Consider the following 25,515-nt stretch of genomic DNA (forward strand, 5'->3'; position numbering starts at 1 on the left):
CGGAAACCGCGGCCTCATGCCTGCCGCCCTCCCTTGAAGTATTGCAGAAGCGCCGCAGGCAAATAAGGGCTCAACTGGCCGTGAAGAAGCGGAACCTCACAGCCCAGAAGCGCGATCGTCCGCGGCGGGGGCAGCCGCTCCAGGTCCCGCCGGTCCAGCTCCATCACCGCCGAAACGCGCACCTCCGCCACCGCTTCCGCGCGCAGGATGCCAAGGCCCCGCGCCTCGATCAGCCCGGCGATCGCCTCGGGCGCGCGCGCATAGACCCGGTCGCCCCGGCGCCGCACATGGGTCCTGTCGTCGGAAACCAGCGCCGCACCCAGCGCCATCAGCCCCAGCGCCAGCGCCGATTTGCCGGTGCCCGCCGCACCGAGGATCAGCAGACCGCGCCGCTCAAGCACGACACAGGAGGCATGAAGCGTCTGTTCCGGCTCCCCGTCGCCCGGCGCGGCCCCGCCGATCGGCGCGGCCGGGTCCTGCGGCGCGGGCGCCCGGCTCACACCGGCAGGCCCACGACGAAGCGGGCGCCCAGCGGTTCAGAGCCCGGATCGGCGTCGGTCGGGCGGATGTTCTCGGCCCAGATCACGCCGCCGTGGGCCTCCACGATCTGCTTGGAGATGGCGAGGCCGAGGCCGGAATGGTCGCCGAACTGCCCCGGCGGGCGCTCGGAATAGAAGCGCTTGAAGATCTTGCCCAGCGCCTGGTCGGGAATACCGGGCCCGGTATCCTCCACCACCACCAGGATCCGGTTCTCGCGCTTGCGGGCCCAGACGCGCACCGCGTCGCCCTCCTCGCAGAAAGAAATGGCATTGGTGATCAGGTTCACGAAGACCTGCGCCAGCCGCCCCTCGAGGCCGGAGATCATGATCGGCTCGCTCGGCAGGTCGGTGATGAAATCGACCCGCTTCTTCACCGCCTCCTGGCCGAGGTATTCGGTGATGTTGGAGATGGTCTTGAGCAGGTTGAACCGCTCCTCCTCCTCCTTCACCAGCTCGGCGTCGAGCCGCGAGGCGTTGGAGATGTCGGAGACGAGCCGGTCGAGCCGTCGCACGTCATGGTCGATGACCGACAGCAGCTTGTCGCGCTGCTCGTCCTTCTTCGCCATGCGAAGCGAGGCGACGGCGGAGCGCAGGCTCGCCAGCGGGTTCTTGATCTCGTGGGCAACGTCGGAGGCGAACTGCTCGTTCGCCTCGATCCGGTCGTAGAGCGCCGCGACCATGCCGCGCAGGGCGACCGAAAGCCGCCCGATCTCGTCCGGCCGCGCCGTCAGGTCGGGGATGCGCACCCGGCCCGGGCTCATCTTGCGGGCGTTCTTGTCGCGGCCGAGCTCGGCTGCGGCGGCGAGGTCGGACAGCGGGTTGGCGATGGTCGAAGCCAGCACCAGGCTCAGCCCGATCGAGACCAGGATGGCGATGACGAACATCTGCAGCACCTGCTCGCGCTCGTTGCTGACAAGCTGGTCGATCTCGCCCGCCGCACTGGCCACGGCAACGACGCCCGTCACCCCGGTCGGGCCCATGATTGGGGTCGCCACGGTGAAGACGGCATGACCCGCCGCGTTGGTGGTGGTCTGCACCACGGTCTTGCCGCCAAGCGCCCTCGGCACCAGCGACGCCACCTGCTGCGTCGCGCTCTCATTGCCCGCCTTCGGCGCGCCCCCCCCCAGAACGGAGGAGGCGGCGTTCCACACGCCGCTCAGGAAATTGGTGATCACCGCGTTGCTGGGCTGGGTAGAGAGGCCCTGAACATTGTCCTGCGCCGAGCCGACGACACGGGCGATCTGCTTGCCCGAGGGATCGAAGAGGAAGGCCTCGCTTCCCGGCGCCAGCCCGGCATCCGACAGCGTCGCGGCCATCTCGCCCGCGCTCTGCGCCGGGCTCTGTGCCGTGGCGCCCGCGGCCGCACCTGCCCTTGCCGCCTGCTGCGCCTCCAGCGCATGGGCGATCAGGCGGCTTTGCGAGACGATGCCCCGCTCGGCCTGGATCACCAGGCTGTCGCGGAACGGGTTGAGGTAGAGCACCCCGGTGACCAGGATGATCAACCCCAGCAGGTTGAAGATAATGATCTTGCGGGCCAGGGGGGAGGAGTTGAGGAAGGCGAAGCCGGACCGCCTGCGACGGCCCTCGATCTCGCCGTCTTCGTCGGCCTCGACCCAATCCTCGCCCAGCAGGACCTCAGGGGCTGGGGCCTGCACCTTCTCGCTCCTCTCGAAACCCGACGCGATGTTCATTCTTCGTTGTATCGGTAGCCGATTCCATAAAGGGTCTCGATCGCCGAAAATTCCGGATCGACCGACCGCATCTTCTTCCTCAGCCGCTTGATGTGGCTGTCGATGGTGCGGTCGTCGACATAGACCTGGTCATCATAGGCGATATCCATCAGCTGGTCACGGCTCTTGACGAAGCCGGGCCGCTGGGCGAGGGCCTGCAGCAGCAGGAATTCGGTCACCGTCAGCGACACTTCCTGCCCGCGCCAGACCACCGAATGGCGCAGCGGGTCCATCACCAGGCTGCCGCGCTCCATCACCTTGTTCTCTTCGCTGGTCGCGACCTCGCCCGAGGCGATCGCGTCCTGCCGGCGCAGCAGCGCACGGATCCGCTCAACCAGAAGGCGTTGGCTGAATGGCTTCTTGACGTAGTCGTCCGCGCCCATCCGCAGGCCCAGAACTTCGTCGATCTCGTCATCCTTGGAGGTCAGGAAGATCACCGGAACGGCGCTTTTCTGCCGCAGCCGCTGCAGCAGGTCCATGCCATCCATCCGGGGCATCTTGATGTCCAGAACGGCCATGTCCGGCATGCGCTTGTTGAACGCGTCCAGTGCCGTCTGCCCGTCGTTGTAGGTCTCGACCTCGAACCCCTCGGCCTCCAGGGTCATCGAAACGGATGTCAGAATGTTCCGATCGTCATCGACGAGCGCAATCCTCGACATGAGTTTTCCCCTTATCTGCTCTCTGTGCCTGTTTTTTGCCACAGTGTCCGGTTTTCAGCGTTTCGAATCAACCGCTAAGTGCGAATCGCCCCCGGCGGAGACATCAGAAAACACCGAAATTCGGAATCGTTGACTAATATGTCTCACTTCCCCGTGTGGGGGTGCGGCTGGTTGCGCTAACCTGCGCTTGGTTGCGCTATCATGGCCAAACCCTTCTGTTCCTTTACAGAACCGCCATGATATAGCTTTCTGGAAGGGTTCCGCAGGACCCTTTGGCGCCAATTGGCCCTGGCGCCCCCTGAACGGAGAGAACCGCCGCGGCGGTCATTGGAGCTTGCAGATGAAACACGGACACGTGAACCCTTCGCATTGCCTGGAAGATCAGGGCATCACCGGTCTGGGGGACGTCTACTACAACCTCCTCGAACCCGCCCTGATCGAGGCCGCGCTGAAGCGCGACGAGGGGACGCTGGGCCTCGGCGGCGCCTTCCTCGTCTCCACCGGCAAGCACACCGGCCGCTCTCCGAAGGACAAGCACGTCGTCCGCACCCCCTCGGTCGAGAATACGATCTGGTGGGAGAACAACGCGCCGATGGCGCCCGACGCCTTCGACCGGCTCCATGCCGACATGCTGACGCATATGCAGGGCCGCGAGTATTTCGTTCAGGATCTCTTCGCCGGCGCCGACCCCGCCCACCGGCTCGACGTGCGCGTGGTGACCGAGCTCGCCTGGCACGGCCTGTTCATCCGCCACCTGCTGCGGCGGCCCGGCCGGCACGAGCTGGAAAGCTTCATCCCCGATTTCACCATCATCAACTGCCCGTCCTTCAAGGCGGACCCGGCCCGGCACGGCTGCCGGTCCGAGACGGTGATCGCGCTCAATTTCGAAAAGAAGCTGATCCTGATCGGCAACACCGCCTATGCGGGCGAGAACAAGAAATCCGTCTTCACGCTTCTGAACTACCTGCTGCCCGAGAAGGGCGTGATGCCGATGCACTGCTCGGCCAACCACGCCCATGACGAGATCGAGCAGACGGCGGTGTTCTTCGGTCTATCCGGCACCGGCAAGACCACGCTCTCCGCCGACACGGCGCGCACGCTGATCGGCGATGACGAGCATGGCTGGTCGGACACGGGCGTCTTCAACTTCGAGGGCGGCTGCTACGCCAAGACGATCAACCTCTCGGCCGAGGCAGAGCCGCAGATCTACGCCACCACCCACACCTTCGGGACCGTGGTGGAGAACATGGTCTTCGACCCCGACACGCTCGCCATCGACTTCGACGACGCGAGCCTGACCGCGAACACCCGCTGCGCCTACCCGATGACCTGCATCTCCAACGCCTCGCCGACGGCGCTCGGCGGGCATCCGAAGAACGTCATCATGCTGACCTGCGACGCCTTCGGCGTGCTGCCGCCCATCGCGCGGCTGACCCCGGCGCAGGCGATGTACCACTTCCTGTCCGGCTTCACCTCCAAGGTGGCGGGGACCGAGGTCGGCGTGACGGAACCGCAGCCGACCTTCTCCACCTGCTTCGGCGCGCCCTTCATGCCGCGCCGGCCCGAGGTCTACGGCAAGCTCCTGCAGGAGAAGATCGCCCGCTTCGGCGCCGAATGCTGGCTGGTCAACACCGGCTGGACCGGCGGCGCCTATGGCACCGGCAAGCGGATGCCGATCAAGGCCACCCGGGCGCTTCTGACGGCCGCGCTCGACGGCTCGCTCCGCTCGGTGCAGTTCCGGCGCGACCCGAACTTCGGCTTCGAGGTCCCGGTCCACGTGCCGGGCGTCGACGCGGCGCTGCTGGAGCCGCGCCGCACCTGGGCGGATGGCGCGGCCTATGACGCGCAGGCGAAGAAGCTGGTGGCGATGTTCGCCGACAACTTCGCCCAATACGTCCCCTTCATCGACGCCGACGTGAAGGCGGCGGCAATCGGCTGAGCTGCCTTCGGGCCACGCGGGGTGCGCATTCATTGCGCACCTCTGCGCCCCGCCCGTCCGCTCTCCCCCGGCCCGAAACAGCGGGCGTAGCCCGCCGGGCCGGCGCCCACCCGCGGACGGTCCCTGCCCCTCCTCACCAAGTCGAGTGCACCCTGCCCCCCCCCTTGCGGCCCGGACCCAGAGATGCAACCTGCGACATGGCCGCTCCGGCCAGCGAACAGACAGGCGAGAAGGATTTCCCATGGCCCACCCCTCGACCCACCGGCGCAACCGCACCGCCACAGGCGCCCGGCGCCTGGTGCTCGCGGCGGCCCTCGCCGCGATGGCGGCCCTGCCCGCGCTCACCCGCCCGGCCCAGGCCCAGACCGCACCCGAGATCGTGCCCGTCCCTGCGCCGGTCGCCGCCACGATCGACAAGCTCAGCCAGGGCCACGCCAAGATCCTGAAGGCCTTCAAGGCCCCCGACGGGCTGATCGGCGTCGCCCTCTCCGCCGGCCCCAGCCATAACGCGATCCTCTATGCCACGCCGGACGGCAAATACATCATCCAGGGCTCGATCATCGATTCCGACGGGCAGGACCTGACACAGCTCGCCGCCGCCTCGGTGCTGCCGAAGCCCCCGGGCGCGGCCGAGAACTTCGCCGCCCTCGACAAGGCCAAGACCTACCTCTGGGGTCAGCCGAGCGCGAAGAAGGAGCTCTGGATCGTCTTCGACCCGAACTGCATCTACTGCCACAAGACCTATGACGACCTGAAATCCTTCGTCGCCAAGGGCGAGGTGAAGGTGCACATCATCCAGGTCGGCTTCCTGAAGCCCAGCTCGCTCGGCAAGGCCGCCGCGATCCTCTCCGCCAAGGACCCGGCCGCGGCGCTGGCGACGGACGAGGACAAGTTCGACGTCGCCAACGAGGAAGGCGGCATCACCCCCGATACCACTGACAGCGCCGCCGTGGCAGAGGTCAAGGCCAACAACGAGTGGATGAACGGCCAGGGCATCGGCGGCACGCCCTACCTGCTCTACAAGGACGCCTCCGGCAAACCGCACGCGATCGCCGGCTACGACCCCGACACAGCCAGCCTCGTCGCCAAGATCGGCAGCGCCAGCTAAGGCCACGCGCGGGCGGCACATCCGGGCCAGCACAACACGACAGACCGCCCCGGGTTCGCCCGGGGCGTTTTCGTTTGCGGGACGGGGCGGCGGGCTCTAAGCCTCGCCCCATGCGCATCCTCGAGAACATCATCAGCGACCGAGGCTCGAAATACGCAGTCTCCGGCGGTCCCTGCGCGTCCGAGGAGGAGGCGAAGGCCTTCCTCAAGGAGCTGTGCCGCAGGAAGAAATTCGCCAAGGCGACGCATAACAGCTGGGCGCTTCTGACCGGCGAGGGCCCGCTGAAGAACGACGACGGCGAGGCGGGCGCCGGCATGGTGATCCTGCGCATGCTGGAGCGCGAGGAGCTGCGTGACCATGTCGTCGTGGTCACCCGCTGGTTCGGCGGCAAGCACCTGGGCGGCGACCGTTTCCGGCATGTGCAGGAGGCGGTGCGGATCTACCTCGAAGACCTGCGCGCCGGGTGACGGGTTCAGCCGGGCGGGATCGGGCAGCTCAGATCGCCCTCGGGGCAATGCAGAAACCCCTCGATCAGCTTCGTCCGCACCTTGGTGAAGTCGTCGAGGCACATGGCCTGGACCATCGGCTGCGCGCTTCCCCCCTCGACGGCGGAGGCCACGAAGGCGCAATGCGCGTCGCGGTAGGCAATCCACGCCCGCTCCGATTGCCGGAAAAGTTTCGTCTGCGCCGGGCTACTCTTGAGGCGATGGATCGCCTGCCCGTAGACCCGGTTCAGCTCGGCGTCGCTTTTCTTCAGCGCCGCGCCCGCGCACTGATCCATGTCGAGCTGGGTCTGCGGGTTGGCGCAATTCAACGCGGCGGCCGGCCAGGCAGACAGGGCCGTTCCCACGGCGAAAAGACAAAGGGCGAAAAATCTGGCGTACATCCTGGGACCTCCAAACACTTCGAAAAATCAATTTCGGCGCAAGTCGCGAATGTGACTCACCCCTGAAGCCTCGCCGCCGGGACCGACCTGTCAAGCCGTCCGGCCGGCCGTTGGGCGAAGGCCGCCACCACCGTCCCGCAATACGGTACATTTACGGTGCGAAAGCGGTGCAAAAGCTGTGTTGAATCGGCAGGCGGTTTTTTCAGCCCTCCCAACCCCTTGCCGGGCGCGCCCCGGGGTGCTTACTGAAACGATGGAATGGCGCGACGAAGGCGTCCTGCTGTCGGCCCGCGGCCACGGCGAAAGCGCCGCGATCATCGAAGTCTTCACGGCCGGCCACGGCCGCCACGCCGGCGTCGTGCGCGGCGGCGGCTCGCGCCGCATCGCCCCGATCCTGCAGCCCGGCGCCCAGCTTTCGCTGGCCTGGCGCGCCCGGCTCGACGCCCATATCGGCGCCTTCACGGTCGAACCGATCCGCAGCCGCGCCGGCGCGATCCTGTCGGACCGGCTGGCGCTGGCGGGGCTGAATTCCACCGCCGCGCTGCTTGCCTTCACCCTGCCGGAACGCGAGCCGCACCCCGATCTCTACGCCGCCTCCCTTGCGCTTTTCGACGCGCTGGCAGAGGGGTCCGACTGGCCGCTCCTCTACCTGCGGTGGGAGCTTAACCTATTGGAAGAAATGGGTTTCGGCCTTGATCTCGGCAGTTGCGCGCTGACCGGCAGCCGCGAGGATCTGGCCTATGTCAGCCCCCGCTCCGGCCGCGCCGTCAGCCGCGGGGCGGCGGGGGAATGGGCAGATCGGCTTCTGCCGCTGCCCCCCGCGCTTCTCGGCCAGGGCCCGGCCAGCGCGGCAGAGATCGCGGCCGGCCTGCGCCTGACCGGCCATTTTCTCGAGAACCACCTCGCCCCGGAACTCGGCCATCGCCCGCTGCCCGAGGCGCGGCGCCGGCTGGTGGCGCTGCTGTCCCGCACCGCCTGATCCACCACAAACGACCTGCCCCTGTCGCCGCCGATGCAGACGCGCGGCCCGCCCCGAGCGCCAATGCGGGCAGGGAGATCTGGCCGCCATGGCGCCGCGTTACATACCGCTTTTGCTGAAACACGCCGACACGCCAAGCATCTCCGGCTTCGCGACCCTCTCCGGCATCGAAGCCGCCATCCGCGGCCTCATGATCTCGGTGATGCCGCTGGTGGTCTATGACGCGCTCGGCAGCGCCTCGCTCGAATCCCGGCTCTATTTCTTCGTCGGCTGCGGCTCTCTGACGACCGGCCTCATGGTGCCCTGGCTCACCCGCTTCATCCCGCGGCGGTGGATGTATACGGCCGGGACCTGCTCCTACATGCTGGGGCTGAGCCTCGCGATCCACGGCGGGCCGACCGCCACCAGCTTCGCGCTGCTGTTCACCGTCCTCGGCACGGCGACCTGCTTTGTCTGCCTCAACGCCTATGTGCTCGACTACGTGCCACGGATCCACCTCGGCCGCTGCCAGAGCCAGCAGATGCTTTACAGCGCGACCTCCTGGACCCTGGGCCCCGTGCTGGGCGTCTGGCTGCGAAGCCTCTGGGCGCCCGCCCCCTTCATCCTCGCACTCTGCTTCGCGGTGCTGCTGGTGACAGCCTTCTGGCACCTCCGGCTCGGCAACGGCAAGGCGATCAGCCGCGCGAAGGCCCCCGCGCCGAACCCGCTCGCCTATCTCGGCCGCTTCCTTGCCCAGCCGAGGCTGGTGCTGGGCTGGGTCTTCGCCGTCACCCGGTCCTGCGGCTGGTGGGTTTACGTCGTCTACCTGCCGATCTTCTGCGTCGAGCACGGTCTGGGCGAACGGGTTGGCGGCTTCGCGCTGTCGCTGTCGAATGCCATGCTCTTCACCACGCCGTTCCTTCTGCGCTTCATCCAGCGCGCCGGGGTGCGCAAGGCGATCCGCGCGGCCTTCCTCTGCGCAGGCACCTTCTTCGCCGCCGCCGCCTTCGCCGCCCCCCTGCCCTGGGGAACGGTTGCGCTTCTGGCCTCTGGCTCGATCTTCCTGGTGTTGCTCGACGTCTCGGCCGGGCTGCCGTTCCTGATGGCCGTGAAGCCTTCGGAGCGGACCGAGATGGCCGCGATCTATTCAAGCTTCCGTGACGTCTCCGGCATCCTGACGCCCGGCATCGCTTGGCTGGTGCTGCTGGCCGCGCCCGTCTCCGGCGTCTTTCTCGCCGCCGGATGCGGGCTTCTCACCGCCTCGGCGCTGGCGGCAAACCTGCATCCCCGCCTCGGCGCCGCGCGGCCCTCGCATGGCCTTCCGCTGCGAACGATCGAACCCGGCGAATAGCGCTCAGGCCTCAAGCGCGAGCAGCGCCCGGGTCGAGGCCTTAACCGCCTCCGGCCCGGGGATGAAGCTCATCCCCAGCCCGTCCCGCGCCCGGTCGTTCGAGACGCCTTCGAACCGGCCGAGAGAGGGCACGATCGCGCGGATCGAAGGGTCAAAGACGCCGAGCGCCCGGATCAGGATATCAGGCGCGACCCTCCGAGCGACGCGACGTCCCGGCGCCGCCTCGGCAACCGCCGCTGCGATCTCGGCGAACCACATCGTGCCCGCGCAGGCGATGAAGCGCTGGCCCGCTGCGTCCGGCCGCTCCAACGCGCGCAGGTGCATCTCTGCCACGTCGCGCACGTCGACCACGCCGAAGCTGATCCGGGGCACCATCGGGTCCCTGCCGCGCAGCACCCGCCTGATCACGCCGATCGAGCTGCCGTACTTCCCGTCAAGCGGCGGGCCCAGCACGAAGGCCGGGTTTATGACCGCGAGCTCCAGCCCCTCGGCCTCGGCAGCGAAATCCCAAGCCGCACGCTCCGCCAGCGTCTTAGACTTCATATAGGCCGTGGTCGCGGGATGGGCGGTGTCGGTCCAATCGTGCTCGTCGAAAGCAAGCTTGCCAGTCGCGGGCTCCCGGCCCGAGACCGCGGCGACGGACGAGGTCAGCACCACGCGTCGCATCCCCGCCCGCGCCGCCGCGGCCATCGCCCGGCGGGTGCCTTCAACGGCGGGACGGATCAGCTCCGCCTCGTCCTTCGGCTGGGCCAGAGGGAAGGGAGAGGCGGTATGGATCAGCGCCTCATGCCCGGCGAAGGCGTCATCCCAGCCGTCATCCCGTTCCAGGTCCAGAGTGGCGAATCTCAGCCGCTCGAGGCTTCCCGGAACGGCAAGCGCGGGCCGTAGGGCAGCGCGCACCTCTTCTGCCCGGGCAGGCGAGCGGAGCGTGCCCGTCACCTCGTATCCGGCGTCGAGGAACCGAAGCAGCACCTGTTTCGCGATGAAGCCCGAGGCCCCGGTGACGACAACCTTCCCCGGCATCCGCACCTCCCGGCTGATGGATCACCCGGGGCAAGCTAGGGCCGGGGCGCCCGCGGAGCAACCCTCAGCCCAGAAGACGCCGCGCGATGACCTGCGCCTGGATCTCGGCCGCGCCCTCGAAGATGTTGAGGATCCGCGCATCGCAGAGGATCCGGCTGATGCGGTATTCCAGTGCGAAACCGTTGCCGCCGTGGATCTGCAGCGCATTGTCGGCCGCGGCCCAGGCCACCCGCGCGGCAAGAAGCTTCGCCATCCCGGCCTCCAGGTCGCAGCGGCGGCCATGGTCCTTTTCCCAGGCCGCGCGATAGGTCAGCTGGCGGGCGATCGCGATCTCCACCGCCATCATGGCGAGCTTGCCGGACACGCGCGGGAAGGCCGCAAGCGGCCTGCCGAACTGCTGCCGGCCGTTGGCGTAGTCCAGCCCCGCCTCAAGCGCTGCCTGCGCCACACCCACGGCGCGGGCCGCGGTCTGGATCCGGGCGCTCTCGAACGTCTGCATGAGCTGCTTGAACCCCTGCCCCGGCGCGCCGCCCAGAAGGTTCTCGCCCGAGACGCGGAACCCGTCGAAGCCGAGCTCGTATTCCTTCATGCCGCGGTAGCCGAGCACGCCGATCTCGCCCCCAGTCATGCCGGGCGTGGGGAAAGGGTCCGCCTCCGTCCCCGGCGCCTTCTCGGCGAGGAACATCGAAAGGCCGCGCCAGTCGTCGGTCTCCGGATCGGTGCGCGCCAGAAGGGTCATCACATGCGCCCGGGCGGCGTTGGTGATCCAGGTCTTGTTGCCCGTAATGCGCCAGTCCGCTCCGTCGCGCACCGCGCGGGTACGAAGCGCGCCGAGGTCCGATCCGGTATTCGGCTCGGTGAAGACGGCCGTCGGCAGGATTTCTCCGCTTGCGATCTTCGGCAGCCAATGCGCCTTCTGCGCTTCCGTCCCGCCGCAAAGGATCAGTTCCGCCGCGATCTCGGAACGGGTGCCGAGAGAGCCCACGCCGATATAGCCGCGCGAAAGCTCCTCCGAAACCACGACCATGGAGGCCTTGGACAGGCCGAAGCCGCCGTATTCCTCCGGGATCGTCAGGCCGAAGACGCCCATCTCCGCCAGCGCCTCGATCACCGGCATCGGGATAAGCTCGTCCCTCAGGTGCCAGCCCTGGGCATGGGGGATGACCTCCTCGTCCGCGAAGCGGCGGAACTGGTCGCGGATCATCTCCAGCTCGTCGTCGAGCCCGCTTGCGCCAAACGTCGCCTGCCCTTGCCCTTCGGCCATCAGCGCCGCGAGGCGGGATCGGGCGGCGGCGGAGTTGCCCCGGGCCATGAGGCGCTCCGCCGCCGCGCCGAACCCGGGGGAAAGGCCAAGGTCCTGCAAGCGCGCGACCTCCCCCTGGCTCATCGGGATCCCGCCCGCGATCTGGGCGAGGTATTCGCCGAAGCCGATCTGCAGGATCAGCGCCTCGATCTCGCCGAACCGGCCGGCAGCCCGAAGCCGCAGCGCCCAGTCCTGCAGCGCCGAGAGCGCCTCGACATAGGTCGCGAGCCATGACGCGGAATGGGCCGCGAACTGCTCCGCCTCCAGAGCCGCGGCGGAGGGCGCGCCGTCGGGCGCCACGCGCGCCCGCAGCGCCGCCACCGCACGGTCGCGCAGGGCGTGAAGCTCCGGGACCGCGGCGGCGGTCAGCTCCGCAAGGTCGGGCAGGAGGGCAGCATCGGTCATGGCGACCCCGTCATGCGGCATGAGTCGGATCCTTTCTGCGGTCGCATCGTGATACGGGCTTCGCAACCGCAGCGCAACATTAATTCGTTTACGCCCGAAAATGCGCACAAACATGTCGCATCAGATTTCACCTGTACCTCCCGCTCGGGCAGGCTAGAAACGCCCTGAGGGACGGGGAAAAATGTTCGATCTGCCACCGCATATCCTGATCGGCGTGATCGCGGTCACGCTGTTTGCCAGCTTCGTGAAGGGCGCGGTGGGCTTCGGCATGCCAATGCTGATGATCTCCGGCCTCGCCTCCCTGCTGCCCGCGCACGAGGCGCTGGCGGCGCTGATCCTGCCGACCGTGGCCACCAACCTGATCCAGGCCTTCCGGCAGGGCCTACGCCCCGCGCTGGCCAGCCTTTACGACTGGCGGCGCCACGTGATCACGCTCTGCATTTTCATCGCGATCTCCTCCCAGCTCGTCGTCGCCATCCCCGCGCCGCTGCTGCTGGGCACGCTGGGCCTGCCGATCTCGCTTTTCGCGCTGAGCCAGCTTGGCGGGCTGGAGCTGCGCTTCCCCGCCCATAACCGGCCGCGGGCAGAGATCATCTCCGGCGCGATCGCGGGGTTCTACGGCGGGCTCTCGGGCGTCTGGGGGCCGCCTTTGATCGCGATGCTTCTGTCGTTCAACATCGACAAGCGCGAAGGCATGCGGGTGCAGGGCGTCGTGTACCTGATCGGCGCGGTGATGCTGCTGGCCGGCCACCTGCGCTCCGGCATCCTGAACGCCGCGACCGCACCCTTGAGCGCTACCCTCGTGCTGCCCGCCCTCCTGGGCATCTGGGCAGGCTTCAAGCTGCACGACCGGCTCGATGCCGCGCGGTTCCGACGCTGGACGCTGATCGTTCTGGCGCTCGCCGGCCTCAACCTGCTGCGCCGCGCGCTGGGGTATTGAGCGTCAGTCGCTGAGCCCGTCCTGGTCGAGCAGGCTGCGGCCCTGCCGGTCCTCCACCTCGATCACCCAGAGGTCGGGATCGAAGCCACGCTGGCGAGCGATGGCTTCGTCCACCTCCCGCTCCGCCCCCTCGGCCAGCGTCACCCAGGTCCGCGCGCCGCTCATGAGGTCGAAGGAGCGCTGGAAGGCCTGCGCCCGGCCGTCGAGCGTGGCGAGCTTCACCAGCACGGCGCCCGCGGTATCATCGCCATGCGCGGTAACATAGGCCGGTATATCGGCCTGCCGCAGCCGCGCGAGATAGGCATGCACCCAAAAGCTGGAGGTGAGCCGCGCCATCGGCGGGGTCAGTCCCCGTCCTTGAACTCGAGCCCGATCTCGGAATAGCGCTCGGCCTCGTCTTCCCAGTTCGGGCGTACCTTCACCTGCAGGAAAAGGTGGACCGGCCGGCCAAGGAAATTGGCGATCTCCGCCCGGGCGGCGGTGGAGATGCCCTTGATCGTCTCGCCCTTGTGGCCAAGCACGATCCCCTTGTGGCCGTCGCGGGCGACATAGATGATCTGGTCGATCCGGGTGGAGCCATCGTCGCGGTCCCGCCAGCTCTCGGTCTCCACCGTCAACTGGTAGGGCAGCTCCTCATGCAGGCGCAGCGTCAGCTTCTCGCGGGTGATTTCGGCGGCGATAGCGCGCATGGGCGCATCGGCGATCTGGTCTTCCGGGTAATACCATTCGTGCTCGGGCAGTTCTCCCGCCAGCCAGTCGCGCAGGTCCTCGACCCCGTGGCCACGCTCGGCGGAGATCATGAAGGTCCGCTCGAAGGCGAAGGCCGCGTTCATCTCCTCGGCCAGCGCAAGAAGCGCCTCGGCCTTCACCCGGTCGATCTTGTTGATCGCGAGCGCCACGCGCTGTTTCGGCGAAAGCCGCTCCTTCAGCGCGTCGAGGATGCTGCGCACGCCGTCCGTCAGCCCGCGATGGGCCTCGATCAGCAGCACGATCAGGTCGGCATCCGCGGCGCCACCCCAGGCTGCCGCCACCATGGCGCGGTCCAGCCGGCGGCGCGGGCGGAACAGGCCGGGGGTGTCGACAAAGACGATCTGCGCCTCGCCCGCCATGCAGATGCCCCGGATCCGGGCCCGCGTCGTCTGCACCTTATGGGTGACAATGGAGACCTTGGCGCCGACCATCCTGTTCAGGAGGGTCGACTTGCCCGCATTGGGCTCCCCGATAAGGGCAACGAAACCGGCGCGTTTGGACATGGGCTCCTCGGATTGGCTGCCGGCTGCGATAGTTGATTTCGCACCACTTGGCCAGAGCCGCAGTCGTCAGCCCGCCTCCAACTGCTCCAGAAGCGCCCGCGCCGCCGCTTGCTCGGCCTGCCGTTTGGCACCGGCAGTGGCACGCGCGGCCTCCCCCGAGGCCAGCCGCACCTCGACAGTGAAGACCGGCGCGTGGTCCGGCCCCTCGCGGGCCAGTTCGGCATAGGCGGGCGGCGTCTGGCCGCGTGCCTGGGCCCATTCCTGCAGCGCGGTCTTGGCGTCGCGGGCGTCGGCCTCCACCGCGTCGATCCGCCCGCCCCAATGGGCCAGAACCACCGACTTCGCAGCCTCGAAGCCTCCATCGAGGTAGACCGCGGCGATCACCGCCTCCATCGCGTCGGCGAGAAGCGCCTCCTTGCGCCGGCCGCCGGACATCATCTCGGACCGGCCGAGCTTCAGGACAGCGCCCAGGTCCAGCTCCCGTGCAACGTCGGCGCAGGCCTCCTTGCGCACCAGCGCGTTGAAGCGCGGGGCCAGCTGGCCCTCGCTCGCGCCCCGATCGGCGGCCAGCAGCGCCTCGGCCATCACCAGCCCCAGGACACGGTCGCCCAAGAACTCCAGCCGCTGGTTGTCCGGCCGCGAGGGGGCGGAGATCGAGGCATGGGTGACGGCGCGCAACAGTAGTTCCGGCCGCTTGAACCCGTGGCCGAGCCGCTCCGCGAAGGCCTGGAGATCGGCCGCAAGCTTCATTGGATCGCCTTGAAGAACCGGCCCGGGCGCCAGTCCCAGAAATAGAGGAGCGAGCGACCGGCAGAGGAGAACATCACCCTGTCGGCCCGGCCGATCAGGTTCTGGAACGGCACGAAGCCGACACCGCCGACATCCTGCGGGAAGCGGCTGTCCTCGGAATTGTCGCGGTTGTCGCCCATGAAGAAGAACTCGCCCTTCGGCACCTTGAAGACCGGCGTGTTGTCGGCCTCGCCATCGTTGATGATGTTCAGGATGTCGTGCGTGACACCATCGGGCAAGGTCTCGCGCTGGCGCTGTTTCACGCAGTCGCCGCCCGGCGGGACGGGCACGTTCGCGCAGCGCGGATACTGGCCCATCGGGCCCTGCGGGCGCATCTTCTCGACGAAGCTGCCGTCATCCTTCACCGGCACTTCCTTGCCGTTGATGTAGAGCCGGCCGTTGCGCATCTGCACGGTGTCGCCGGGCAGGCCGATCAGGCGCTTGATGTAATCCTCGCCGTTGACCGGGTGGCGGAAGACCACCACGTCGCCACGCTTGGGCATGGTGGCGAAGATGCGGCCCTCGAAGGGGCACAGGTCGAAGGGGCAGGAATAGCGGGAATAGCCGTAGGCCATCTTGTTGACGAAGAGCAGGTCGCCGATCAGAAGCGTGTCCTTCATCGAGCCGGAGGGGATCCAGAACGGCTGGAAGAAGAACGTGCGGAAGACCCCGGCGATCAGGAGGGCGGTGACAATGGTCTTCACCGTGTCGAGAATGCCTTCGACCGCCCGCACCATCCGCTGCCCGTCCCGCTCTTGCCCTGTCGGGCTACATGCGCGGGCGCAGGGCGCGTGTCAAGCGCGGGGCCCGGCCCGGTCCGCTGCCCTGATCAGGCCTCGACAGTCACTCGATCCATTTGAAGAACCGCTTCGCCCGCCAGGTCCAGAAGTAGAACAGCGACCGCCCGGCGGAGGAGAAGATGATCATGTCGGCCCGTCCGAGCACGTTCTTGATCGGCACCATGCCGACACCGCCGCTGAAGACCGGCACCCGGCTGTCGGCCGAGTTGTCCCGGTTGTCGCCCATCACGAAAAGATCGCCCTTCGGCACGGTATAAAGCGGCGTGTTGTCGTAGGGCCCGTCGTTCTGGATGTTCAGGATGTCGTGGGTCACGCCGCCGGGCAGGGTCTCGCGGTAGCGCTGCTTGTCGCACTCGCCGCCGATACCCACCGGCCCGTTGTCACAGCGCGGGAGGTCGCCCTGCGGCCCCTGGGGCGCGTAGGTCTCCTTGAACGTCCCGTCGGGCTTCACCGTCACCGGCTTGTTGTTGATGTAGAGAAGCCCTTGCTTCATCTGCACCGTGTCACCGGGCACGCCGATCACACGCTTGATCAGGTCCTCGTTGCTGGCCGGGTGGCGGAACACGATCACGTCGCCCACCTTCGGGGTGGAGCCGAAGATCCGCCCCGGGATCGGGCAGAAGCTGAACGGGCAGGAGACGGCGGCATAGCCATAGGCCATCTTGTTGATCACGATGTAGTCGCCGACCAGCAGCGTGTCCTTCATCGACCCCGAGGGGATCCAGAACGGCTGGAAGAAGAGCGTGCGGAAGACGCCCGCGATCAGCAACGCGTAGACGACCGTCTTGATCGTGTCGACGATGCCCTCTTCCTTCTTTTCCTTGCGAGCCATTCTATCCCGTCCTCTTGTCGTCCCCGGCGTCTACGGCCTCGGGCAGCGCCTCTATCACCACGATCGCCTGAGCCCAAGGATGATCGTCCGTCAAGGTCACGTGGATCACGCTTCGGTGCCCCGGCGGTGTCATCTTCGCCAGCCGCTCGGCCGCCCACCCGGTCAGATGCATCTGCGGCTGGCCGGAACGGAGGTTCACGACCGCCATGTCCTTCCACGAGATCCCCATCCGAAGGCCGGTGCCGAGCGCCTTGGAGCAGGCCTCCTTCGCGGCCCATCGCTTGGCGTAGGTGCCCGCCGTGTCGGCCCGCCGCTCGGCCTTCCGCTGCTCGATCTCGGTGAAGACGCGGTTGCGGAAGCGGTCGCCGAACCGCTCCAGCGTGCCCGCGATCCGCTCGATATTGGCGAGATCGGTGCCTATGCCGAGGATCATGGCTTGGCCGTCACCTGCGGCATCGGCGTGATCAGCGCCTCGCCCTGCGCCAGCAGCGCGTCCCAGCCAGGGGGTTCGACCAGCGTCGGCAACCCGTTGAAGCGATCCGAGAGCGCCTGCCAGAGCGCCGTCGCATCATTGCGCACCCGGGCCCAGAGCGCGCCCGCCTCCGGCGGGTTCAGCTCGCAGACGCCCTGATCGGTCAGCGCGGTCGCGGCATTGAAGGCCACGTCGAGCCCGTGCAGGTCGCGCATCGCGGCGCAGTCGTCCTGCAGGTCTTGCGCGGTGCCGGCCGCGACCAGCGGCACGCCGTAAAAAGGCATCGCCTCGCCCGGCGCCACGGCGAGCCGGCGCTTGGCATCGGCCGCGATGCGATCGGCCAAGGCACGCGTCGCCTCCGCCACCGCCTCGGCCGCGGGGATGGTGCGGCCCTGGTAGGTGACCTCCGCCTTCGCGGCTTTCGCGGCCAGGGTCTTGTTCTCCGCCTTCAGGGCGGCATTGGCCTGGGTCAGCGTGTCGCCCTGCTGCTTCAGCGCGGCATTGGTGGCCGAAAGGGCATCGTTGTTCTGGCTCAGCGCCGCGTTGCGATCCTTCAGGTCACTCGCCGCCGCCACCGCGGCATCGGCCCGCCGGGTCTCGTTCTCCGCCCGCTTTCGCGCGGCCGCGAGCAGCCGGGTCTGCTCCGCGCGGACCGAATATTGCGGCACCACCGCCTCCACCAGATCCGAGAGCGAGGAGAAGACCACGTTGGAACTCACCCCCGCAATGGCCAGCACCAGCGCGAGAAGGAAAAGCGCGACAAGCAGTCTCTTCGACAGCGCCATCAACATCCGAAACGGCAGTTTCACCAGGCGCCAGAACATCCATTCCTCCAGACTTGCGGCGCATAGGACCACGCCGCGGCCGCCAAGTCCATGAGGGCAGAGGGTCATCGGCTCAGGATTTCGCGCGCGGCGCCGCCGTCGTTGCAGACCGCCGCGCCGGCAGGTCGGTGCTGGCTGAAAGCACGGCTTGCGGGGTCGGGTTTCCGCGGGGGCTGAACGCCCCCAACCCTGCCCCTCAGTGGCCGAGGATCTGGCTGAGGAACAGCTTGGTGCGATCCGACTGCGGGTTGTTGAAGAACTCGTTCGGCTCGTTCTGCTCGACGATCTGGCCCTGATCCATGAAGATCACCCGGTTCGCCACCTGACGGGCGAAGCCCATCTCATGGGTGACGCAAAGCATCGTCATCCCCTCCTCGGCCAGCTCGATCATGGTGTCGAGCACTTCCTTGATCATCTCCGGGTCGAGCGCCGATGTCGGCTCGTCGAAGAGCATGATCCTGGGCTTCATGCAAAGCGAGCGCGCGATGGCCACCCGCTGCTGCTGGCCACCAGAAAGCTGGCCGGGGTATTTCTGCGCCTGATCCGGGATCTTCACCTTGTTGAGGAAATACATCGCTGTTTCCTCGGCCTCGCGCTTCGGGGTCTTGCGCACCCACATCGGGGCCAGCGTCAGATTTTCCAGGATCGTCAGATGCGGGAAGAGGTTGAAGTGCTGGAACACCATGCCGACTTCCGAGCGCACCTTGTCGATGTTCTTCAGATCGCCCGTCAGCTCGGTCCCGTCGACGATGATCTGGCCGGCCTGGTGTTCCTCAAGCCGGTTGATGCAGCGGATCAGCGTGGACTTGCCCGAGCCCGAGGGCCCGGCGATCACGATCCGCTCGCCGCGATGCACCGTCAGGTCGATGTCGCGCAGAACGTGGAACGTGCCGTACCACTTGTTCATCTTGGTGATCTGGACGGCGACCTCGTGAGAGACCTGCATCCTGGCGGCTTCAGCCATGTCGAACTCCCTAGCGATGGTCGGTCTTCAGCTTGCCCTCGAGATACATCGAGTAGCGCGACATGCCGAAGCAGAAAATGAAAAAGATTGTTGCAGCGAATATGTAGGGCTCCCAGTAGACACCGTTCCAGGCAACGTTGGCGCGGACGGCGTTTGAGATACCCATGAGCGGGTCGAGAAGGCCCACGATGATCACCAGCGTGGTGTCCTTGAAAAGACCGATGAAGACACCGACGATCCCGGGGATGGAGATCTTCAGCGCCTGCGGCATGACGATCAACCGCTGCGCCTTCCAGTAGTCTAGGCCAAGCGCATCCGCCGCCTCGAACTGCCCGCGCGGGATCGCGGCCAGGCCACCGCGGATCACCTCTGCGATATAAGCGGCCGAAAAGAGCGTGACCATGATGATCACCCGCAGCACCAGGTCGAAGGTGGTCCCCGGCGGCAGGAAATAGGCCAGCAGGAACGACGCGGTGAAAAGCAGCGTGATCAGCGGCACGCCGCGGACGAATTCGATGAAGAGCACGCAGGAGGTCTTGATGATCGGCATGTCCGAGCGGCGGCCGAGCGACAGCAGGATCCCCATCGGCAGCGAGAAGCCGATGCCGCACATGCCGGTGATGAAAGACAGAAGGAACCCGCCCAGCTTGTCCGATGGCACGAAGGTCAGGTGCAGCGGCACGATATCGGCCAAAGCCGTCGCCACCGGCGCGGCTACGAACAGCCACCAGAGCACGGCGCCCAGCACCGCCCCCCCCACGCCGAGCGCGGTACCCGCGATGCGGCCGAGGAACCGCAGCACCAGCGCGCCCACCGCGAAGCCCGCCATGATGGTAACCGAGATCCAGAGCGTCCCGCCCCAGATCAGCCAGTAAGCCAGTGCCGGGTAGCAGGCGGAGAACCAGATCATCTTGCGCGGCAGGCGGCTGAAGAGAATCGGGCTCAGGGCGACCAGAAGCAGCAGGAAGGCAAGGTTCGGCCGCCAGATCTGCTCCATCGGGTAGAACCCGTAAAGGTAGAGGTTCCAGTTCGCCCGGATCACCGCCCAGCAGGCGCCGTCGGTCCCCGGGCCCCAGGTCTTGTGGACGATGTCGCGGCACTGGCGCAATGAGTCCGCATGCCAGACGGAATGCGCGAACCATGGGAAGGCCGAGGCCAGGACATAAAGCACGAAGAGGATGCCCAGCACGGTCAACGCGCCACTGCCGATGGACGAGAACATGTTCTCGTGCATCCATTTCCAGACGCCGCGCTGGCTCAGCGGCGGCTCCTTCGGCGGCAGCATCTCGGTGCGGAAGAAGGCGTCTGTGTCTGCCATGTCAGCGCTCCTTCAGCCGGACGGCGCGGTTGTAGGCGTTCATCACCGCCGAGATCAGCAGCGAGATGGCGAGATAGGTCACCATCATCAGCAGGATGCATTCCAGCGCCCGGCCGGACTGGTTCAGCGTGATCCCACCCAGCGTCGCGCCGAGATCGGGATAGGCCACGGCGAAGGCCAGCGTGGAGTTCTTGGTGAGGTTGAGGAACTGCGAGATCAGCGGCGGCACGATGACGCGCAGCGCCTGAGGCAGCACGACAAGGCTCATCGTCCGGCGCGGGCGCAGGCCCAGGGCATGGGCGGCCTCGGTCTGGCCCTTGGAGACGGCGAGGATGCCCGCGCGCACGATCTCGGCGATATAGGTGGCGGTGTAGACCGACAGCCCGAACCACAGCGCGAAGATGGAATTCGGCGCCAGAATCCCGCCGGAGAAGTTGAAGCCCCGGATCCGCGGATCGTCGAGGTGGAAGCCCAGCAGCATCAGCAGCGCCACGACCGGCACCAGGATGCAAAGGATCGGCGCCCACCAGGTCGCCGGCCGCCGGCCCGTCGCCTCCTGGATCCGCGTCGCGCGGCGGCGCAGAGCGCGCTGCACCAGAACGCCCGCCACGATCACCGCGATCAGCGCAAGAAGGTCGAGGCTGACCTTGAAGATGCCAAGGTCGACATTGCCCAGCGAGCGGAAGAATTCCGGCGAGGGCAGCGCGACGTAGCGGTTGGTGATCGCGGTCGATCCCCAGAACCACATCTCGGCCTTCGGATGGGTGCCGCGGAACTCCGACGGCGACGGCGTCACAGAGGTGAAGACCGCATAGATGACCAGCAGCCAGAGCAGCAGCGGCACGTTGCGGACGACCTCGATATAGACCGTCATCAGCCGCGCGATCACCCAGTTCTTCGAGAGCCGCAGCACGCCCGCAACCACGCCCAGAATCGTCGCCGTCACGCAGCCGAGCGCCGAGACGAAGAGCGTGTTGATCAGCCCGACCAGCGCGGCCCGCCCATGTGTGCTGTCATTGGTGTAATGGATCAGCTTCATGCTGATGTCGTAGCCGGCCCGGTTCCACAGGAACGAGAAATCCGGCGTGATGCCGAGCCGGGCAAGGTTCTCGGCCGCGTTGTTGACCAGCCACCCGATCAGGACGGCAAGCGCGGCGATGAACAACACCTGGATCGTATAGGCCCGATACCTCGAGTCGTAGACCAGCATGCTCAACCGAAAGGCGCGTTTCGGCTGTTCTCCGGCTAGGCTCATGGATTTTTCCCCGTTTTCGGACGTCGCTGCGGCTTTTTGTTCTGGTCAGCGCTTTCGGGCGTTCCGGCCCTAAGGGTCCGTTGGTCCGTTCCCTTCAGCGAAACGGGCGCCCCCATCGGGGCGCCCGGTCCTTGCCCGTGATCCTAGTGGAACGGGATGGCGTACATCAGGCCGCCCTTGTTCCACTGCGCGTTCAGGCCGCGCGCAAGACCGATCGGCGTGGAGGCCCCGATATTGGCCTCGAAGATCTCGCCGTAGTTGCCGCCCGCGGCGATCGCGCGCTTGGCCCATTCCTTGTCGAGACCGATCATCGAGCCGAGGTTGTCCGAGCTGCCGAGCAGACGGTTGATCTCCGGATCGTTGGTGCCCTTGGCCATCTCGTCGAGGTTCTTCGAGGTCACGCCCTTCTCCTCGGCCTCGATCAGCGCGAAGAGAGTCCAGCGCACGATCGACGCCCACTGGTCGTCGCCCTGGCGCACCACCGGGCCGAGCGGCTCCTTGGAGATGATCTCGGGCAGGATGACGTAATCCGCCGGCTTCTCGAAGGTGGCGCGCAGCGCGGCCAGGCCCGAGGCGTCGGTGGTGTAGGCGTCACAGGCGCCGGCGAGGAACTGCTGCTTGCCCTCGGCGTCCGTCTTGATCGAGATCGGCGTGTACTTCATGTTGTTCGACTTGAAGTAGTCGGCAAGGTTGAGCTCGGTCGTGGTGCCGGTCTGCACGCAGATCGTGGCACCGTCGAGTTCCTTGGCGGAATTCACGCCCAGATCCTTGCGCACCATGAAGCCCTGGCCGTCGTAGTAGTTCACGCCCACGAAGGTCAGCTTCAGGTCGTTCTCGCGCTTGAAGGTCCAGGTGGAGTTCCGGGCCAGCATGTCGATCTCGCCCGAGGAGAGCGCGGTGAAGCGCGTCTCGCCGGTGGTCGGCACGAATTTCACCTTGTTCGGGTCGTTCAGCACCGCGGCGGCAACCGCGCGGCAGATGGCGACGTCGAAGCCGCTCCAGTGACCGTTGGCATCCGGCGCGCCGAAGCCGACGAGTCCGGTGTTCACGCCACAGTTGAGCACGCCACGCGCTTTCACGTCGTCCAGCGTGCCGGCCGAGGCCACGGATGCGGCAAGACCCGCCGCCGCCACGGCGGCCAGCATTACGGTAGTTTTCATAACGTCCTCTTCCTGTTGTCGTCGCCACTTCGGGCGTTTGAACGAAATCCGGAGCCGCCGAACCCTTGCAGCGGGCATCCCCAACGGTTCACGAATTTGTCCAAATTATCAAGAAAACGTCAAGACTTGTGTCGGAAAGCGCCAATGAAAAAGACAAGCCATTGATAAGAATGGTAACTATCTTCACACATGTGCGATTTTATGTGCAGGCCGCCTTCAGACGCGGCAAAGCGCGTGAAATCGGGCCGCGTGGAGGAAGGCTGCGCGGGCATCTTCGGCCGCCGCGGCGGCTTCTTCATCCACGCCCCACAGCCGCTGCTGCCAGTCCTCGTCGACCCGCGCTAGCGGCCAGAGTTCCTCCGCCGCCAGGTGCCCATGCACCGCCGCCAGCCCGATGACGAGCGAGCCGGAGATCCCCACGAGGTCATGCAGCGCGGTCAGTTCAAAGGCCGTCAGCGCGCGCACCGCCCCGTCCAGCGCTGCAAGGCTTTCGGGCGGCTGCGGACGGTGCGCGATCCCCGCGCGCGGCTCCAGCGGCGCGCCGAGCACCGTGCCGGCCCAGGCCAGCAGCGGATCCCATGCCTCTGCCTGCCGCGCGGCCAGCTCCGCGGGGCTCTCGGCCCGGTAGCACAGCAGATCGCTGTCGCCGTAGGCCGCCAGCATCTCGGCCACCGCGTCAAATTGCGGGATCACCTTGTCGATCGCCGAATTGGCCGAACGCGTCACCGGCATGGAGCGCGGATCGACGACGGTTTCCTGTGCCTGCCACTCGGCCGCGATCGCCTCGGCCATTGCGCGGCTCGGCACCACCAGGGGCGCCTTGGCAGGTGTGCGCACCGCGCGGCCGTCGAGATGCACGGCAAATCCGCCCTCGGCCGGTTCGGCCCGCGCCTCGGTCCAGAACCGCTTCGGTGCCCACCCACCGCTCATGCCGCAGCCCAGAGCCTGTCGAGCGCCGGCATCAGATCCTCGAACCGGTCGATGACCACATCCGCCCCGCCGGCGCGCAGACGTTCGGCCGAGTGATGGCCCCAGCTCACCCCGATGTTGAGGAAGCCCGCGTTCCGGCCCATTTGCATGTCGTACTCGGTATCCCCCACCATGACCGCGCCAGCGGCCTCTGCCCCTGTTTCGGCCAGGGCGGCCTCCAGCATCGAGGGATGCGGCTTGGAGGGATGGTTGTCGGACACCTGGCAGCTGAGGAACATCCCCAGCAGATCGTGCGGCGCCAGGACGTGATCAAGCCCCAGCCGGGATTTTCCCGTCGCCACGGCCAGCAGCACCTCGGGCCGGGCGCGAAGCCCGTCGAGCGCCGCCCGCGCGCCGGGGAAAAGCGGCGGCGGCGGGGCGCTGCGGCCGGCGGAGTAGATCTCGCGATAGGCCTGGACGAGCCCCGCCTGCTCCGCCTCCGATAGGCCGGGCGACAGCTGTGCCACCGCGACGCCCAGCGAAAGGCCGATGATCGAGAAGATCTCCGCCTCGCCCGGGCAGGGAATCCCGCGCTTCGCATAGGCACCTTGGAACCCCGCGAGGATCATCGCCCCGCTGTCGACCAGCGTGCCATCGACGTCGAACACGACCAGCCGCAAGCTCATTCTTCCTCCGCGAACGGGTCGGCCGGCACATCCGCTGCCGACCAGCCCATCGTCTTCCAGGTCTTGGCCATATGCGCCGGCAGGGGCGCGGTGAAGGTCATCACCTTGCCCGTCGCCGGATGCGTGATGGTCAGCGAGCGGGCATGAAGGTGCAGCTTCCGGCTGATGTCGCCGCCAAGCTGTGCGCCCCAGCCGTCGCCGAGGTTCTCCTGCCCCGATCCGCCGTACTTGCCGTCACCCACGATCGGGTGCCCGATCTCGGCCATATGGGCGCGAAGCTGGTGGGTGCGCCCGGTGATCGGCACCAGCGCCACCCAGGCCGCGCGGGTGCCGAGCGCGTCGAGCACGGCGTAATCGGTCGTCGCGCGCTTGGCATTCTCGGTCTTGTCGACCTCGCGGGGCGGGATGCAGCGCATCTTCTCGTCGCCCCGGCCGCCGGATTTGACCAGCCCGTAGCGGATCGTGCCCATGCGCGGCGCGGGCACGCCCGCCACCACGGCCCAGTAGATCTTGCGGGTGTTGCGATGGCGAAACGCCTCGGACAGCGCGCGGGCCATCTTGGTGGTCCGCGCCAAGAGCAGGATGCCCGACGTATCCTTGTCCAGTCGGTGAACCAGCGCGGGCTTGTCCGGCAGGCCGAAGCGCAAAGCCTCTGCCAGCCCGTCGACATGCCGCCCGGCCAAGCCCGATCCGCCCTGGCTCGGCAGTCCCGCCGGCTTGTTCAGCACGATGATATGCTCGTCACGGTAAAGAACGGCCTGCTGGATCATCTTGACGTCGGCGTCGAGCATGACCGGGCCTTTGGCCTTCGCCGGCCCCTCTTCCTTCGGCAGCGGCGGCAGGCGCACCTGCATCCCCGGCCCGACCCGGGTCGAGGCCTTCACCCGCGCGCCATCGACGCGGATCTGCCCGGTGCGGCAGAACTTTTCCACCATCCCCTGCGAGACCTGCGGGAAGCGCCGTTTCAGCCAGCGGTCGAGCCGCTGCTCGCCATCGTCGGCCGATACCGTCAGGGTCTTGACGCCGCTCATGCTGCCAGCGCCGTCCGCATCAGGTGGACCCCCGCGATCAACGCGATCAGGGAGACCGCCACAGAAAGCAGGATATAGAGCGCGGCAAGGTCGTAGCGGCCGGTATCGAACAGGCGCCAGCTTTCCAGAGAGAAGGAAGAGAATGTGGTGAAGCCGCCAAGAACGCCCGTCGCCAGAAGTGCGTTCCAATGCGTCAGACCCTTTTGGCCAAGGAAGACCACCAGGGCCCCCATGATGAAGGAGCCGAGGATATTGACCGCGATCACGCCGAGCGGGAATTCATGGCTGCCGAAGCTCCTCAGGATCGCGACCCCCGCCAGATACCGGGCCGAAGCCCCGATCGCGCCGCCAATCGCGACCTGCAACACCGTCCCAAACATA

27 protein-coding genes are annotated in these 25,515 nt (G+C 67.3%); 6 read left to right on the forward strand and 21 right to left on the reverse strand.

Translation table 11 applies throughout. The features are described 5' to 3' along the window. Positions 1–14: 14 nt before the first annotated feature. The 3 genes from EIP85_RS10535 to EIP85_RS10545 are packed head-to-tail and all read right to left on the reverse strand — an operon-like array spanning position 15 to position 2,928. Positions 15–500, reverse strand: a complete 486-nt coding sequence (locus EIP85_RS10535) for an HPr kinase/phosphorylase (protein WP_422067212.1) — start codon at positions 498–500, stop codon at positions 15–17. After that, complete coding sequence (locus tag EIP85_RS10540) at positions 497–2,230, reverse strand: sensor histidine kinase (protein ID WP_127902147.1); 1,734 nt, start codon at positions 2,228–2,230, stop codon at positions 497–499. The genes EIP85_RS10535 and EIP85_RS10540 overlap by 4 nt, the downstream gene beginning before the upstream one ends. Then, positions 2,227–2,928 carry a response regulator transcription factor gene (locus EIP85_RS10545; RefSeq protein ID WP_127902148.1) on the reverse strand — a complete coding sequence of 234 codons (702 nt, stop codon included), beginning with the start codon at positions 2,926–2,928 and terminating at the stop codon, positions 2,227–2,229. Before EIP85_RS10545 ends, EIP85_RS10540 begins: the two co-directional genes overlap by 4 nt. A gap of 340 nt (positions 2,929–3,268) precedes the next feature. Here EIP85_RS10545 and EIP85_RS10550 point away from each other — a divergent pair, with 340 nt between their 5' ends. The 3 genes from EIP85_RS10550 (at position 3,269) to EIP85_RS10560 (ending at position 6,442) form a co-directional block, all read left to right on the forward strand. Continuing rightward, complete coding sequence (locus EIP85_RS10550) at positions 3,269–4,867, forward strand: phosphoenolpyruvate carboxykinase (RefSeq protein ID WP_127902149.1); 1,599 nt, start codon at positions 3,269–3,271, stop codon at positions 4,865–4,867. A 241-nt stretch (positions 4,868–5,108) separates the two neighbouring features. Beyond that, on the forward strand, positions 5,109–5,975 hold the full coding sequence (gene dsbG / locus EIP85_RS10555) for a thiol:disulfide interchange protein DsbG (RefSeq protein ID WP_127902150.1): 867 nt from the start codon (positions 5,109–5,111) through the stop codon (positions 5,973–5,975). A 110-nt stretch (positions 5,976–6,085) separates the two neighbouring features. Continuing rightward, the gene (locus EIP85_RS10560; RefSeq protein WP_127902151.1) at positions 6,086–6,442 is read left to right on the forward strand and encodes a YigZ family protein; all 357 of its coding nucleotides are present in this window, start codon (positions 6,086–6,088) and stop codon (positions 6,440–6,442) included. Positions 6,443–6,447: 5 nt separating this feature from the next. Here the strand turns inward: EIP85_RS10560 and EIP85_RS10565 are convergent, their stop codons facing one another. Continuing rightward, complete coding sequence (locus EIP85_RS10565; RefSeq protein WP_127902152.1) at positions 6,448–6,861, reverse strand: lysozyme inhibitor LprI family protein; 414 nt, start codon at positions 6,859–6,861, stop codon at positions 6,448–6,450. 253 nt (positions 6,862–7,114) lie between these two features. On the opposite strand from EIP85_RS10565, the gene recO reads away from it, so the two are divergent. Together recO and EIP85_RS10575 are read left to right on the forward strand one after the other, a co-directional pair. Continuing rightward, positions 7,115–7,840, forward strand: coding sequence for a DNA repair protein RecO (gene recO / locus EIP85_RS10570; RefSeq protein WP_127902207.1), 726 nt, complete (start codon positions 7,115–7,117; stop codon positions 7,838–7,840). Between the two features lie 88 nt (positions 7,841–7,928). Beyond that, positions 7,929–9,170 carry an MFS transporter gene (locus EIP85_RS10575; RefSeq protein WP_127902153.1) on the forward strand — a complete coding sequence of 414 codons (1,242 nt, stop codon included), beginning with the start codon at positions 7,929–7,931 and terminating at the stop codon, positions 9,168–9,170. A 3-nt stretch (positions 9,171–9,173) separates the two neighbouring features. On the opposite strand, the gene EIP85_RS10580 is transcribed toward EIP85_RS10575, so the two are convergent. Both EIP85_RS10580 and EIP85_RS10585 read right to left on the reverse strand, forming a co-directional pair. Further along, positions 9,174–10,193, reverse strand: a complete 1,020-nt coding sequence (locus EIP85_RS10580) for an NAD-dependent epimerase/dehydratase family protein (RefSeq protein WP_127902154.1) — start codon at positions 10,191–10,193, stop codon at positions 9,174–9,176. A 64-nt stretch (positions 10,194–10,257) separates the two neighbouring features. Then, on the reverse strand, positions 10,258–11,922 hold the full coding sequence (locus EIP85_RS10585) for an acyl-CoA dehydrogenase family protein (RefSeq protein ID WP_127902155.1): 1,665 nt from the start codon (positions 11,920–11,922) through the stop codon (positions 10,258–10,260). Between the two features lie 160 nt (positions 11,923–12,082). Here EIP85_RS10585 and EIP85_RS10590 point away from each other — a divergent pair, with 160 nt between their 5' ends. After that, complete coding sequence (locus EIP85_RS10590; protein ID WP_127902156.1) at positions 12,083–12,841, forward strand: sulfite exporter TauE/SafE family protein; 759 nt, start codon at positions 12,083–12,085, stop codon at positions 12,839–12,841. A gap of 3 nt (positions 12,842–12,844) precedes the next feature. Here the strand turns inward: EIP85_RS10590 and EIP85_RS10595 are convergent, their stop codons facing one another. The 15 genes from EIP85_RS10595 to crcB form a co-directional block, all read right to left on the reverse strand. Further along, entirely contained in the window at positions 12,845–13,177 is a 333-nt protein-coding gene (locus tag EIP85_RS10595; RefSeq protein ID WP_127902157.1) for a DUF1491 family protein, read from the reverse strand. A gap of 8 nt (positions 13,178–13,185) precedes the next feature. Next, entirely contained in the window at positions 13,186–14,094 is a 909-nt protein-coding gene (gene era / locus EIP85_RS10600) for a GTPase Era (protein WP_127902158.1), read from the reverse strand. A gap of 66 nt (positions 14,095–14,160) precedes the next feature. Continuing rightward, positions 14,161–14,844 carry a ribonuclease III gene (gene rnc, locus EIP85_RS10605; protein ID WP_127902159.1) on the reverse strand — a complete coding sequence of 228 codons (684 nt, stop codon included), beginning with the start codon at positions 14,842–14,844 and terminating at the stop codon, positions 14,161–14,163. Further along, complete coding sequence (gene lepB / locus EIP85_RS10610) at positions 14,841–15,620, reverse strand: signal peptidase I (protein ID WP_127902160.1); 780 nt, start codon at positions 15,618–15,620, stop codon at positions 14,841–14,843. Before lepB (EIP85_RS10610) ends, rnc begins: the two co-directional genes overlap by 4 nt. Before the next feature lie 106 nt (positions 15,621–15,726). Beyond that, the gene (lepB, locus tag EIP85_RS10615) at positions 15,727–16,515 is read right to left on the reverse strand and encodes a signal peptidase I (protein ID WP_127902161.1); all 789 of its coding nucleotides are present in this window, start codon (positions 16,513–16,515) and stop codon (positions 15,727–15,729) included. Between the two features lies 1 nt (position 16,516). Then, a complete protein-coding gene (gene acpS, locus EIP85_RS10620; RefSeq protein WP_127902162.1) occupies positions 16,517–16,948 on the reverse strand; it encodes a holo-ACP synthase in 432 nt (143 codons plus the stop codon). Further along, positions 16,945–17,811, reverse strand: coding sequence for a hypothetical protein (locus EIP85_RS10625; protein WP_127902163.1), 867 nt, complete (start codon positions 17,809–17,811; stop codon positions 16,945–16,947). The genes acpS and EIP85_RS10625 overlap by 4 nt, the downstream gene beginning before the upstream one ends. A 196-nt stretch (positions 17,812–18,007) precedes the next feature. After that, positions 18,008–18,775, reverse strand: a complete 768-nt coding sequence (locus EIP85_RS10630) for an amino acid ABC transporter ATP-binding protein (RefSeq protein ID WP_127902164.1) — start codon at positions 18,773–18,775, stop codon at positions 18,008–18,010. Positions 18,776–18,785: 10 nt separating this feature from the next. Further along, complete coding sequence (locus EIP85_RS10635; protein WP_127902165.1) at positions 18,786–20,093, reverse strand: amino acid ABC transporter permease; 1,308 nt, start codon at positions 20,091–20,093, stop codon at positions 18,786–18,788. Between the two features lies 1 nt (position 20,094). Further along, entirely contained in the window at positions 20,095–21,348 is a 1,254-nt protein-coding gene (locus tag EIP85_RS10640) for an amino acid ABC transporter permease (protein WP_127902166.1), read from the reverse strand. A 143-nt stretch (positions 21,349–21,491) separates the two neighbouring features. After that, the gene (locus EIP85_RS10645; RefSeq protein WP_127902167.1) at positions 21,492–22,508 is read right to left on the reverse strand and encodes an amino acid ABC transporter substrate-binding protein; all 1,017 of its coding nucleotides are present in this window, start codon (positions 22,506–22,508) and stop codon (positions 21,492–21,494) included. A gap of 216 nt (positions 22,509–22,724) precedes the next feature. Further along, a complete protein-coding gene (locus EIP85_RS10650; RefSeq protein ID WP_127902168.1) occupies positions 22,725–23,438 on the reverse strand; it encodes an ATP12 family chaperone protein in 714 nt (237 codons plus the stop codon). Next, positions 23,435–24,103 carry an HAD-IA family hydrolase gene (locus EIP85_RS10655; RefSeq protein ID WP_127902169.1) on the reverse strand — a complete coding sequence of 223 codons (669 nt, stop codon included), beginning with the start codon at positions 24,101–24,103 and terminating at the stop codon, positions 23,435–23,437. The genes EIP85_RS10650 and EIP85_RS10655 overlap by 4 nt, the downstream gene beginning before the upstream one ends. Beyond that, a complete protein-coding gene (locus tag EIP85_RS10660) occupies positions 24,100–25,134 on the reverse strand; it encodes an RluA family pseudouridine synthase (protein WP_127902170.1) in 1,035 nt (344 codons plus the stop codon). Before EIP85_RS10660 ends, EIP85_RS10655 begins: the two co-directional genes overlap by 4 nt. Continuing rightward, entirely contained in the window at positions 25,131–25,514 is a 384-nt protein-coding gene (crcB, locus tag EIP85_RS10665; RefSeq protein ID WP_127902171.1) for a fluoride efflux transporter CrcB, read from the reverse strand. The genes EIP85_RS10660 and crcB overlap by 4 nt, the downstream gene beginning before the upstream one ends. Position 25,515: the final 1 nt, after the last annotated feature.

Source organism: Solirhodobacter olei (genome assembly GCF_004010155.1).
Classification (GTDB): Bacteria; Pseudomonadota; Alphaproteobacteria; order Rhodobacterales; family Rhodobacteraceae; genus Solirhodobacter; species Solirhodobacter olei.